Source organism: Mycobacterium pseudoshottsii JCM 15466 (assembly GCF_003584745.1).
Classification (GTDB): Bacteria; Actinomycetota; Actinomycetes; order Mycobacteriales; family Mycobacteriaceae; genus Mycobacterium; species Mycobacterium marinum.
This window is the reverse complement of record NZ_AP018410.1, coordinates 2,030,965-2,043,576: the sequence shown is the minus strand read 5'-3', so window position 1 is coordinate 2,043,576 and position 12,612 is coordinate 2,030,965. Positions and strand designations below refer to the sequence as shown.

At 65.6% G+C, this 12,612-nt stretch carries 13 protein-coding genes; all 13 read left to right on the top strand.

Features of this window, described 5'->3' with window-relative positions:
- Nucleotides 1–285: 285 nt before the first annotated feature.
- The 13 genes from MPSD_RS09240 to hypE are packed head-to-tail and all read left to right on the top strand — an operon-like array spanning nt 286 to nt 12,594.
- The gene (locus MPSD_RS09240; protein ID WP_036426763.1) at nt 286–1,341 is read left to right on the top strand and encodes an NADH-quinone oxidoreductase subunit B family protein; all 1,056 of its coding nucleotides are present in this window, start codon (nt 286–288) and stop codon (nt 1,339–1,341) included.
- A gap of 49 nt (nt 1,342–1,390) precedes the next feature.
- Complete coding sequence (locus MPSD_RS09235) at nt 1,391–3,190, top strand: nickel-dependent hydrogenase large subunit (RefSeq protein ID WP_086085469.1); 1,800 nt, start codon at nt 1,391–1,393, stop codon at nt 3,188–3,190.
- Nucleotides 3,191–3,193: 3 nt separating this feature from the next.
- Nucleotides 3,194–4,168, top strand: a complete 975-nt coding sequence (locus MPSD_RS09230; RefSeq protein WP_020788073.1) for a NifU family protein — start codon at nt 3,194–3,196, stop codon at nt 4,166–4,168.
- The gene (locus tag MPSD_RS09225) at nt 4,165–4,791 is read left to right on the top strand and encodes a DUF5947 family protein (protein WP_020788074.1); all 627 of its coding nucleotides are present in this window, start codon (nt 4,165–4,167) and stop codon (nt 4,789–4,791) included. The genes MPSD_RS09230 and MPSD_RS09225 overlap by 4 nt, the downstream gene beginning before the upstream one ends.
- Nucleotides 4,788–5,447, top strand: coding sequence for a DUF6084 family protein (locus tag MPSD_RS09220; protein ID WP_020788075.1), 660 nt, complete (start codon nt 4,788–4,790; stop codon nt 5,445–5,447). The genes MPSD_RS09225 and MPSD_RS09220 overlap by 4 nt, the downstream gene beginning before the upstream one ends.
- Entirely contained in the window at nt 5,444–6,802 is a 1,359-nt protein-coding gene (locus MPSD_RS09215; protein ID WP_086085470.1) for a hypothetical protein, read from the top strand. The genes MPSD_RS09220 and MPSD_RS09215 overlap by 4 nt, the downstream gene beginning before the upstream one ends.
- A complete protein-coding gene (locus tag MPSD_RS30730; protein ID WP_020788077.1) occupies nt 6,790–6,909 on the top strand; it encodes a DUF6893 family small protein in 120 nt (39 codons plus the stop codon). The genes MPSD_RS09215 and MPSD_RS30730 overlap by 13 nt, the downstream gene beginning before the upstream one ends.
- Nucleotides 6,910–6,924: 15 nt before the next feature.
- Complete coding sequence (locus tag MPSD_RS09210) at nt 6,925–7,437, top strand: hydrogenase maturation protease (protein WP_020788078.1); 513 nt, start codon at nt 6,925–6,927, stop codon at nt 7,435–7,437.
- A 2-nt stretch (nt 7,438–7,439) separates the two neighbouring features.
- Nucleotides 7,440–7,703 carry a HypC/HybG/HupF family hydrogenase formation chaperone gene (locus MPSD_RS09205; RefSeq protein WP_015355231.1) on the top strand — a complete coding sequence of 88 codons (264 nt, stop codon included), beginning with the start codon at nt 7,440–7,442 and terminating at the stop codon, nt 7,701–7,703.
- Between the two features lies 1 nt (nt 7,704).
- Nucleotides 7,705–10,095: a carbamoyltransferase HypF gene (gene hypF, locus MPSD_RS09200; protein WP_086085471.1), complete on the top strand. Its 2,391-nt coding sequence runs from the start codon at nt 7,705–7,707 to the stop codon at nt 10,093–10,095.
- Nucleotides 10,092–10,814 carry a HypC/HybG/HupF family hydrogenase formation chaperone gene (locus MPSD_RS09195; protein ID WP_086085472.1) on the top strand — a complete coding sequence of 241 codons (723 nt, stop codon included), beginning with the start codon at nt 10,092–10,094 and terminating at the stop codon, nt 10,812–10,814. Before hypF ends, MPSD_RS09195 begins: the two co-directional genes overlap by 4 nt.
- Complete coding sequence (locus tag MPSD_RS09190) at nt 10,811–11,485, top strand: D-sedoheptulose-7-phosphate isomerase (protein ID WP_012393657.1); 675 nt, start codon at nt 10,811–10,813, stop codon at nt 11,483–11,485. The genes MPSD_RS09195 and MPSD_RS09190 overlap by 4 nt, the downstream gene beginning before the upstream one ends.
- Nucleotides 11,482–12,594 (top strand): hydrogenase expression/formation protein HypE, encoded by a 1,113-nt coding sequence (gene hypE / locus MPSD_RS09185; protein WP_020788081.1) that lies wholly within the window; start codon nt 11,482–11,484, stop codon nt 12,592–12,594. Before MPSD_RS09190 ends, hypE begins: the two co-directional genes overlap by 4 nt.
- The last annotated feature ends 18 nt before the right edge of the window (nt 12,595–12,612 follow it).

The following is a 12,612-nucleotide window of genomic DNA, read 5'->3' as shown; positions in this document are numbered from 1 at the left end:
ATTCAGCTGCAAATGATTTCCAGAAAACCCAACAATGGTCCGCCGAGCCGCTCGCCAGGGCTCATCGGATGGGCCAGAAGTCATGAATACTGTTCTGCTCGAAGCGAATTCGGTATAAACGATGGGTCATGCAATGGCTTTCTTGCCGCATTGCTTGGTGTTCTAACTGCGAACCATTGACAAGGCTCGGCAACCTGGGTAGACCCAAAAACAACGCTGCGCAAGTGGGCCGAAGGTCGACTCCGGCAGCGTGAGGGGCTTCAGCCCGCCCCGGAAAGCTGCAGCATGCCAACAGAAGCAGCAGTCAAAGCAGAAGAAACCTTGATCCATGTTCTGTGGATCAATGCAGGTCTTAGTTGTGACGGCGATTCGGTGGCGTTGACTGCCGCCACCCAGCCCAGCGTCGAGGAAATCGCATTAGGCGCACTTCCCGGCCTGCCTCAGGTCGCTGTCCACTGGCCATTGATCGATTTTGAATGTGGGCCCAGCGGGGGCGCGGACGACTTTCTCGCGTGGTTCTTCAAGGCCGAACGCGGTGAATTGGAGCCCTTCGTGCTCGTCGTGGAAGGGTCGATTCCCAACGAGAAGATCAAGAACGAGGGCTACTGGTGCGGGTTCGGCAACGACCCGGCGACCGGTCAGCCGATGACCACCAGCGAATGGCTGGATCGACTGACGCCCAAAGCCACCGCTGTCGTCGCCGTGGGAACATGCGCCACCTACGGCGGCATCCACGCGATGGCCGGCAATCCGACCGGGGCGATGGGGGTGCCCGACTACCTGGGCTGGGACTGGAAGAGCAAGGCCGGCATCCCGATCGTCTGCGTTCCCGGCTGCCCGATTCACCCGGACAACCTGTCGGAGACCCTGACGTATCTGCTCTACATGGCCACCGGACAGGCACCGATGATTCCGCTCGACGACGCGCTGCGCCCCAAGTGGTTGTTCGGCAACACCGTGCACGAGGGCTGCGACCGGGCCGGTTACTACGAGCAGGGAGACTTCGCCACCGAATACGGTTCACCGAAATGCATTGTCAGACGGGGATGTTGGGGTCCCGTTGTGAAGTGCAACGTGCCCAAGCGCGGCTGGATCAACGGCATCGGGGGTTGCCCGAACGTCGGCGGCATTTGCATCGGTTGCACGATGCCGGGATTCCCGGACAAGTTCATGCCGTTCATGGACGAGCCGCCGGGCGGCAAGTTGTCCAGCACCGCGTCGGGTCTGTACGGAACGGTGATCCGCAGTCTGCGCAATATCACCGAACGCACCGTCGACAAGGAACCGCGCTGGCGCCACAAGGGCACCCAACTCACCACTGGAGCCCGCCGCACCTGGTAGTTCGACGAACCGACCGGCACTCCATCTTGTTCTAGACAGAGAGACTCCGATGACAACTATCGTCCCCGAGCCCACCACTGCCAAGCGCGAACCCGGCCAGCTCGTCGAAATGGCGTGGGATCCGATCACCCGAATCGTGGGCAGCCTCGGCATCTACACCAAGATCGATTTCGAAAACCGCGAAGTCGTCGAGTGCCACAGCACTTCGTCTATTTTCCGCGGCTACTCCATCTTCATGAAAGGCACGGATCCCCGCGACGCCCACTTCATCACCAGCCGCATCTGCGGCATCTGCGGTGACAACCACGCCACCTGTTCGTGCTACGCGCAGAACATGGCCTACGGAGTCCGGCCGCCACACCTGGGTGAATGGATCGTCAACCTCGGTGAGGCCGCCGAGTACATGTTCGACCACAACATCTTCCAAGAGAACCTGGTCGGCGTAGACTTCTGCGAAAAGATGGTCTCCGAAACCAACCCCGGAGTGCTCGCCAAAGCGGAAAAGACCGAAGCGCCACATGCCGACGCGCACGGATACAAGACCATCGCCGACATCATGCGCTCGCTCAACCCGTTCAGCGGCGAGTTCTATCGCGAAGCCCTGCAAGTCAGTCGCTGGACCCGAGAGATGTTCTGTCTGATGGAAGGTCGCCACGTGCACCCCTCCACGCTGTACCCGGGTGGGGTCGGCACGGTCGCGACCATCCAGTTGATGACCGACTACATGACGCGTCTGATGCGCTACGTGGAGTTCATGAAGAAGGTCGTCCCGCTACACGACGATCTGTTCGACTTCTTCTACGACGCCCTGCCCGGCTACGAGAAGGTGGGCCTGCGCCGCACGCTGCTCGGCTGCTGGGGCTCCTTCCAGGATCCCGAGGTGTGCAACTTCGAATACAAGGACATGGAACGCTGGGGTAACGCCATGTTTGTAACCCCGGGTGTTGTGGTCGACGGCAAGCTGGTCACCCACTCGCTGGTGGACATCAACCTGGGTATCCGGATCCTTTTGGGCAGTTCGTATTACGACGACTGGACCGACCAGGAGATGTTTGTCAAGACCGATCCCCTGGGCAACAAGGTGGATCGACGCCACCCGTGGAACCAGCACACCAACCCGCATCCCCAGAAGCGGGAAATGGATGGCGGCAAGTACAGCTGGGTGATGTCGCCGCGCTGGTTTGACGGCAAGGATCACCTGGCCCTGGACACCGGTGTCGGTCCGCTGGCCCGGCTGTGGGCGACGGCCCTGGCCGGCCTGGTCGACATCGGCTACGTCAAGGCCACCGGCAACAGCGTCAAGATCAACCTGCCCAAGACCGCGCTGAAGGGCCCGGTCGAGTTTGAGTGGAAGGTACCCAAGCACGGCAGCAACACCATCGAGCGCGACCGCGCCCGCACCTACTTCCAGGCCTACGCCGCGGCGTGCGCCCTGCACTTCGCCGAGAAAGCACTCGCCGAGATCCGGGCCGGGCGCACCAAGACCTGGGAGAAATTCGAGGTGCCCGACGAGGGCATCGGATGCGGGTTCACCGAGGCCGTGCGTGGAGTGCTGAGCCACCATCTGGTGATTCGCAACGGCAAGATCGCCAACTATCATCCGTATCCGCCCACACCGTGGAATGCCAACCCGCGCGACAGCTTTGGCACCCCAGGCCCCTACGAAGATGCCGTGCAGGGCCAGCCGATCTTCGAAGAGAACGACCAGGAAAACTTCAAGGGCATCGATGTCATGCGCACCGTGCGTAGCTTTGACCCGTGCCTGCCTTGCGGGGTGCACATGTATCTGGGTAAGGGCAAAACCCTGGAGAGACTGCACACACCAACACAGTCACCCGTCGGGGAGTGACACATGGCGGATCGCCCGGAAACCCCCTCGGAACCTACCCAGGCAATTTCGGAAAGCGACGTGCAGTGGCGTACAGCGGGCGATCGGATCCAGACACTCCTGGACTCCTGCGCGGCCGGCGGAGCCGCCGCTCAGGAGCGCGCTTCGCAACTGGTCCGGGAGGTGGTCGGCCTCTACGGAGCCGGGCTTGAGCGGATCATGCGGCTGCTCTCCCAGCCTGGTCTGGACCCGGACGCGCACATCGACCTAGCCGAGCGGCTGGCCACCGACGACCTGGTGGCCAGCCTGCTCCTGGTCCACGGCCTACACCCGCATGACGTCCACCGGCGAGTGTCCGACGCTTTGGACGAGGTACGGCCCTATCTCGGATCCCACGGCGGTGACGTCGATTTGATCGACGTCGTCACCGGGCGATCGGGCGACATCACCGTGCGCCTGGCATTCACCGGCAGCTGCAAGAGCTGTCCGTCGTCGGCGGTGACGCTGGAGTTGGCGGTACAGGACGCGGTGCGGGCTGCCGCCCCGGAAATCGCGGCGATCGAGGTCGTGGCGGCCGAACCCGCCGGCACCGCCGGCGTGATACCGGCGGAGTCGTTGTTTTCGCGCGTGCATTCCAACGGGTCCAACGCATCACGCGCCACCAGCTGGCACCCGGTGCCCGAGCTGGCCGAACTGGTGCCCGGCGAAGTCGCCGGTTTTGCGATTGGCGACACCACGCTACTGGCGTGCCGCGTCGGCGAGCAGGTACTGGCCTACCGCGACCATTGTCCGATCTGCCGTGACTCCCTGGCCGGGGCGCAACTGCTGGGCACCCTTCTGCGATGCCCTGGCTGCCGAACAGATTTCGACGTCGTGCAGGCCGGCGTACCCGCCGGCGCGGGACACCAGGAGCTCCACCTCGACCCGCTGCCGCTGCTGATTCGCGACGGTGTGCCCTCGATAGCACTGCGCGGTCAAGAGCTGGGAGCCATCGCATGAACACCGCCTATGACGTGTTGGCGCGGATCACCGCCAACCGGCGGCCTCCCGAACCAGCGGGTGAGCGCTGCGAAATGTGCGCTACCGAGATCGCCGACGAGCACCAGCACGTCGTCAATGTGGCTGGCCGGCAACTGATGTGCGTCTGTCGAGCCTGCTATCTGTTGTTCACGGACTCGGCCGCCGAGTTGCGCTACCGCGCGGTGCCCGACCGGTACTTGTGGTTCCCGGATTTCGCGCTGGACCGCCGCGCCTGGGACGCACTGCAGATCCCGGTCGGTGTGGCGTTCTTCTTCACCAACTCCGCTCTCGGACGCACCGTCGCCTTCTATCCGGGCCCGGCCGGGGCCTGCGAATCCGAGCTGGACCTCGATGTCTGGAGCGACCTCAAAGACGGCGACAAGCGACTCGAACTGCTTGCCGACGACGTTGAAGCGCTGCTGGTGCAAGTCCCCGAATCGGGCGCCCCACGCAGCTATCTGGTCCCGATCGATGTGTGCTACGAGTTCGTCGGACGGTTGCGCATGCTGTGGCGAGGGTTCGATGGCGGTCAGCAAGCCCGGGAGTTCATCGACAGCTTTTTCGCGAAGGTCGCGGGCAAGGCGGTGGAGACGCCGCGATGAACGAACAACCGCTGGACCTGACCTTCGCCGTGTTGGACGTGGCGCCCGAACCCTACGCCGTCAGCCCGGTGCTGACCGCCCGCGTCGGGATCGACACCGGCGGCGAAGACCCGGTGCACGCCATTGCGCTGCGCTGCCAGGTCCGAATCGAGCCGCTGCGTCGTCCCTATTCCGATGCCGAGGCGGACGGACTGGTGGACCTTTTCGGTGCCCGCGAACGCTGGGCTATCACCCAGCGCACCTTCTTGTGGCAACACTGCACCGCGATGGTCCCCGGATTCGCCGGCAACACGACTGTCGCCCTGCCGCTGGACTGCATATACGACTTCGAGGTGACCGCCGCCAAGTACCTGCATGCGCTCCGCGACGGCGCATTGCCCCTTCAATTTCTCTTCAGCGGGACCATCTTCGTCAAGTCCGAGCGCGGATTCTCGGTCCAGCAGGTGTCCTGGGATTGCGAAGATCGATACGACATGCCGGTGGCGGTGTGGCATCAGCTGATCGCCCAGCACTATCCAAATTCCGGTTGGGTGCGGCTGGGCCATGACACCGTCAGCGCGCTGGCCCGTTACAAGTCGGCCCACGGACTGCTCGACCTCGACCACACGGTCACCGCCCTGATCGCCGCCGCCGCACTACCGGAGGTCGCCCAATGACCTCAAACCGAGACCGGGCCCGCGCGGTCGCCGACACGGTGCTCTACGAGGGTTACCTGCTGTATCCGTACCGTGGGACCTCCAGCAAAAACCAGTCTCGTTGGCAGTTCGGCGTTTTGGGTCCGCCCGGGGCGGCCGATGCCGGCTTGGGTGAAGACGACACGCTCGCGGCAGAGTTCCTGGTCGAGGGCACCCAGGCGATCACCGTGGCGGTGTGCTTCCTGCAGTTGCAGCATCGCCGGGCCGAGCGCGAAATCAACGGCGCGTTCGAGGCCGTCGACGAACTGGCGACACCGTCCGGATCATGGCTGACCTGGGACGAAGCGGTCGAGTGCGAAATGTCATTCGGACCACTCGCATTCGACGATCCGGACCAACCGTGGCAGCTACCGGTGCTGGCACCCGCGGCCACTGACATCGAGGAGGTCGAAGGCGGTCGTCTGCTGCGACAACGCCGGGAAGTGCGCGGCGAACTCACGGTTTCCAGCCAATCCGACGGCGACCTGCGGCGAGTCTCGTTGCGGCTCCGCAATGTAGGGCCGCCGGTGGATCCCGTTACCGAGGGTAAAGACTCGGTGATCGCGCGGTCCATGATCGGCAGTCATGTGATCGCCGAAGTGATTGGCGGCCAGTTTGTCTCGCTGCTCGAGCCGGCGCCTGCCGCGGCCGATGCGGTGTCACGGTGCACCCAGCACCGCTGCTTCCCCGTACTGGCCGGCCCCCCGGGCACCCAAGACTTGCTGCTGATCTCGCCGATCATCCTCTATGACCACCCCGAGGTCGCCGAACAGAGCAACACCGCACTCTACGACTGCACGGAGATCGACGAGATCCTGACGCTTCGGGTGATGACGATGACCGACGAGGAGAAGGCGCAAGCGCGGGCCACCGATCCGCGCGCCGCCCAGATCATCGACCAATGCGACGCCATGTCACCCGAAGCCATGGCGCGCCTGCACGGTGTGCTGCGCGATCCGCATGCCGTCTCCGGCCTGGTCCCTGAGCTGCCCGAGGGAGTCGACTGGTGGGATCCCATGGCCGACAACGCGGTTCGGCCCGAGCTGGACGGCGTGCTGGTGAACGGGGTCCGGGTCGCGCGGGGCAGCCGTGTCCGGCTGCACCCCAGGCGCAACGCCGACGCTCAGGACATCTTTGTTGCCGGCAAGATCGCGCGGGTCACCTCGGTGCATGAGGACGTTGAGGGCAACCGCCACGTCGGGGTCGTGGTGGAGGACGATCCCGCCGCCGATCTGCATGATTGGTACGGGCGCTACCTGTACTTCTCCCCCGACGAAGTCGAGCCGTTGGAATCCGAACAAACCAGCAACGAAAGGAGTTCGATATGGAGATCTTAGGCTGGATCTTCCTTGGCATCATCGCGCTGGTCGTGGCGGCCGCGGTGGTGATGGGCGTGGTATCGCTACCGGACGCCCGTCGTTACCACAGGCTGCGGCGCATGTAGCGCCCCGCCAGCCCGATGACAGCACGCATCCTGGTAGCCGGAATCGGCAATATCTTTCTGGGGGATGACGGATTTGGCCCCGAAGTGGTCCGGCGAGCCGACATCCCGCAGAACGATCCGGGTGTGCGCGTCATCGACTACGGCATCCGCGGTATGCACTTGGCCTACGACCTGCTGGACAGCTGGGACACCCTGGTGCTCGTCGACGCGGTACCCAGCCGCGGCAATCCGGGCACCCTGCACGTCTTCCAAGCCGATTTCGAGGCAGATCAAGCGTCCTGGTCAGAGGCGCCCGGCCTGGACGCCCACGGCATGGATCCGGGAACGGTGTTCGCCAATCTGCGGGCGCTGGGCGGCAATCCGCCCTACACCGTTGTCGTCGGATGCGAGGCGGGTAGCGTCGAGGAAGGTATCGGCCTCACCGAACCCGTCGCCAAGGCCGTCCCCCGCGCCGCGCGAGCGGTCGAGGAGATCGTGGCGGCGCTACAGGGTCCCGCGACCGCGCAGTCGACCGGAGAGGAGGTCTGAGCATGTGCCTGGGCATACCCGGTCAAGTAATCAGGATCCTCGACGGCTACGAGGGGCAATTGGCGTTGGTCGAGGTCACCGGTGAGGCGCGGAAAGTCAATATCGGCATGCTGCCGGAGGAGACATTTTCACCCGGTGACTGGGTGATCATTCACATGGGCTTCGCCATCGAGAAAACGGATCGGGCCGGTGCCGAACAAGCGATGGCCGGTCTGGAGTTGATGGGCCGCGGCAGAACCGACACCGACTTCACCGACGGCGGCTGACATGGCCGGCCTCCCCCTGCTGCGGCCCGCGATGGTGCGGTGCGCCGAGACCCGAAAGCGTTTCACGGTGACCGGTGTCGTCCAGGGAGTGGGTTTTCGCCCCTTCGTCCACCAACTGGCCAGCGAGCTGGGTCTGTCCGGGTTCGTCGGCAATGACTCGGCGGCGGTCTTCATCGAGGTACAGGGCGGGCGCGCCGGGCTGGACGAGTTTGCGCGCCGATTGCGCGCAGACGCTCCGCCGTTGGCCCGCATCAGCTCGGTCTCGGCTACCGAGTTGGCGCTGCAGGCCGGTGCCGCCGGCTTCCGGATCGTTGCCAGCCAGGGCGCAACCGGTGCGACAACACCGATTCCGCCGGATATCGCGGTGTGCGACGACTGCGTGCGCGAGCTTTTCGACCCGCGGGACCGACGCTTTCGGCACCCGTTCGTGACCTGCACCAATTGCGGGCCGAGATTGACCGTCATCCGCACGCTGCCCTACGACCGTCCGGGCACCACCATGTCGGCATTCCCGATGTGCGAGCGGTGCGCCGCCGAGTACCACGATCCAGGCGATCGCCGATTTCACGCCCAACCGATCGCCTGCCCAAACTGCGGTCCGTCGCTGTGGTTTCGGAGTGCAACCGAGCACGTCGCCGGGGCGGATGCGGCGTTGGCGGCCGCCCAGCACGCCCTGACGGCGGCGAAGGTCTGCGCCATCAAGGGCATTGGCGGCTACCACCTGGCCTGTGCCGTCGACGACGACGCGGTGGTCGGTGTGCTGCGATCCCGCAAAAGCCGTGGGGCCAAACCTTTCGCCATCTTGGTCCGCGATCTGGACGTGGCGCGCCGCTACGCCTTCATCGACGATGCCGAGGCCGCGGTGTTGTCCGATCCCGCCCGGCCAATTGTGTTGCTGCGCCGCCGCCTCGACGCGCCGGTCGCCGACGCCGTCGCTCCGGGCAGCCCGCTGCTCGGGCTGATGCTGCCGTACTCCCCCATCCATCACCTACTGTTGGCGCCGGTCCCGGGTGCCGATGCGGCGGCGCCCGAGGCACTGGTGCTGACCAGCGCCAACCGCTCCGATGGACCCATCTGCTTCACCGAAGGTGATGCCGCAGAGCGCCTTTCGATGTTGTGCGATGCGGTGCTCGACCATGACCGTCCCATCCACGTGCCCTGCGACGACTCGGTGGTGCGGGTGGTCGAAGACGCGGGCCTGGCCCGTGAGCTACCGATCCGCCGATCTCGCGGCTATGCCCCCCTGCCGGTCGACCTCGGACACATCGCCGTCGAGAGCCCACCGGTTCTTGCCGTCGGCGGCGAGCTCAAGAACACGTTCTGTCTGACCGACGGCACACGGGCCTACCTATCCGGGCATATCGGTGACATGGCTACCTGGGAGACGTTGCGTGCGTTCGAGCGCGCGGTTGGCCAACTCAGCGAAATACGCGGCCATCCGGTTCGTTTGGCCGCCGATCTGCATCCGGGTTACCACACCCGCAACTGGGCCGAGCGTCACGCGGACGATCGACCACTCGATCTGATCCAGCACCATCACGCGCACGTGGTGTCGCTGCTCGCCGAGCACGGGCGGATCAACGAACCCGTCGTCGGAGTCTCCTTCGACGGCACTGGCTATGGGTGTGATGAGACGATTTGGGGTGGGGAGATTCTTGTCCTCGGGCCCCAGAGCCACCGCTTCACCCGCGCCGGACACCTGTTGGCGGTGCCGCTGCCCGGCGGCGATGCCGCGGTGCGCAATCCGTGGCGGATGGCGCTGTCGCAGCTGTGGACCGCGCATATCGAGTGGAGCCCGGACCTGGCGCCGGTCGCTGCGGCGGGAGTCGATGAACTACGGGTGACGCGTTCCCAGTTGGCCAGCGGCGCGGGCTGTGTCCCGTGCTCGAGCATGGGCCGCTTGTTTGACGCGGTGGCTTCCCTGCTCGGCGTCCGCCACCGGATCGACTATGAAGGCCAGGCCGCCATCGAACTCGAGGCGCTCGCCGAGTCGGCGCTCGCTGAGTGCAACGGGCCCCGGCCGTCGCTGCCGCTCACCGTGCGCCCGGACGGGGTGATCGACCCGACCACGATGGTGCAAACACTGGTATCGGCCCTGCGCGCTGGCACGCCACCGGCGGTACTGGCGGCGAGTTTTCACCAAGCGGTGGCCCGCGCCGTCGCCGAGGTGGTTGCCCAGGTAGCGGGCCAGGTGGGGCTGGTGGGCCTGACCGGCGGAGTGTTCCAGAACGTGCTGCTGCTGCGGGCATGCCGGGAGCGATTGCAGCGAAAAGGATTCGAGGTGCTGACCCACCATACGGTGCCGCCCAACGACGGTGGGCTCGCGCTGGGCCAGGCCGTGGTTTCCTTGTTGATAGGACTGGATGAGGATTGGAAAAGGACTGATCGATGAACACCACCGCGATCGATCGCGGGCTCAGCTCCGAGCTGGCCGCTGACCTGGCGGCCGCCGCGTTCACGCTGGCGAAAAGGTTCGCCGCGGGCGCGACCATGTGGTCAATCGCGCCGTCGTGGGAACCGCATGCCCTGCACATCGCGGTCGAGTTCGTCCATCCGGTCATCATGGGCAAACGCGCCTTGCCCGCGGTGGCGCTGACCGGCCCTGACCTGGTGGATCTGGTCCGGGTATCGGTGCGGCCCGGCGACATCGTGGTCGCGGTGGCCGGCGCCGACCAGCCCGACGTCCGATCGGTGATGCGTCGCAGTCCGGCCTGGGGCGCCACCACGATCTGGATCGGCAGCGGCGCCCGCCCCGAGGCCGCGCTGGCCGATCATCTGCTCTGGCTCGACGATCCCGACCCGCGAGTGCCCGCAACCGGCGGATTTGTGCTGTTCTATCACCTGCTGTGGGAATTGACCCATGTCTGCTTCGAACATTCCGGTTTGCTCAAACCCGAGTGCACCGAGGAGGTGTGCGTCACCTGCAGCGACGAAGGCCGGCTGGGCGAGGTGGTGTCAGCCCCGGCCGACGGGCTGGCCGCGGTGCGCACCGCGCGCAGCATCGAGGACGTGATCACGACACTTATCGACCCGGTCGCCGCCGGTGACCTGGTGCTAGTGCATGCGGGTACCGCGATCAGCCGCCTCGGCGACGACGGGGACGACTCATGACGCGCGAGGAACCCACCAACTTTCTGTATCCGTTCATCGACGCGCAGGAAGAAGATCCACAATCCCTGCTCGCCGACCTCGCCGCCTCGGCGCAGGCAAAGGCCGCCGAGAGCCTGGCCTTGCGGCGCTCCACGCTGGAGGCCAACGCCGAGCTGCTGGACCAGGCCGCCACCGAGATGGCACGCCGCTTCCGCGTCGGCGGGCGCCTGTTCACCTTCGGCAATGGCGGTAGCTGCACCGATTCGGCGACCTTGGCCGGCCTGTTCGCCCGGCCGCCGATCGGCACACCGGCGACGTCACTGCCGGCCTGGTCGCTGACCGCCGACCAGGCGATCATCACCGCGCTGGGCAACGATGTCGGGTTCGAGCTGGTGTTCGCCCGACAATTGATCGCGCGCGCACAGGCCGGCGACATTGCGATCGCCATGTCAACCAGCGGCAATTCACCGAACCTGTTGACCGCGTTGGCCGAGGCGCGGCAGCGGGGTCTGTACACCGTCGGGTTCGCCGGCTACGACGGTGGCGCGATGGCGGACAACCCGAACGTCGACGCCTGCTTCATCGTTCGGTCACAAAGCGTGCATCGGATTCAGGAGTCACAGGCATTGTTGGGCTATCAGTTGTGGTTGGCGACCCACGAAAAGGTCGACCGGGATCTGGGGGCGGCATGAGCAAGTCAGCCGGCGAATACTTGTCGTCAGGACCGCGCTTTGCCGAAGGTGACGTCATTGGGCGCATCGAGTCGTTTCGCCGCAGACGTCCCAGGCTGCTCGACGAGCACGTCACCCTGGCGCACGGCGCCGGCGGAAAGGCGTCCGCGGCGCTGATCGATGCGGTGTTCATGGAGGCTTTCCGCAACCCGCTGCTGGAGTCGCTGGGCGATGGAGCCATCCTCACTCTGCCCAGCGGCGAGCGGGTGGCGATGTCCACGGACTCATTCGTGTTGCAGCCCAGACGCTTTCCCGGTGGCTCGATCGGCGAACTCGCCGTGCACGGAACATGCAACGACCTCGCCGTGGCGGGCGCGGTACCGTCCTGGATTTCGGCCGCCTTCGTGCTCGAAGAAGGGTTCCCGATCGAGGAGTTGAAACAGATCGTCGCCGACATGGCGGACGCGGCGGCCAAGGCCGGCGTGCAGATCGTCACCGGCGACACCAAGGTGGTGCCCAAGGGCGCAGCGGACGGCCTGTTCATCACGACCACCGGGACCGGCATCATTCCCACCGGGCGTGCGCTGTCTGCCGACTCGGTGCGACCGGGCGACAAGGTGCTGTTGTCCGGCTCGATGGGTGATCACGGCATGGCGGTCATGTTGGCGCGCGGGGATCTGGCCATCGAAGCCGACATCCACTCGGACACCGCGTCGGTCAGCCCGCTGGTGGAACTTCTCATGGCGGCCGCCCCGGGCACCCGCTGGCTGCGCGACGCCACCCGCGGCGGGGTGGGCACCGTCTGCAACGAGCTGGCCCAGGCCTGTGGTTTCGGGGTCTTGCTCGACGAACAGCGCCTTCCGGTGGCTCCGATGGTCAACGGCGCGTGTGAGCTGCTCGGCATCGACCCCCTTTACGTCGCCAATGAGGGCAAGTTCATCGCTGTCGTCGCGCCCGAGGAAGCCGAAGCGGGGCTGGCCGCGTTGCAGTCGCACCCTCTGGGAGCCGATGCGGCCGAGGTTGGCGAGATCATCGCCGAGCCGGCCGAAACCGTAATCCTGCGAACCGGATTCGGTGGTACCCGGATTGTCGACATGTTGGTCGGCGACCCGCTGCCGCGAATCTGCTGAGCTGCTAGAAGAGAGGGG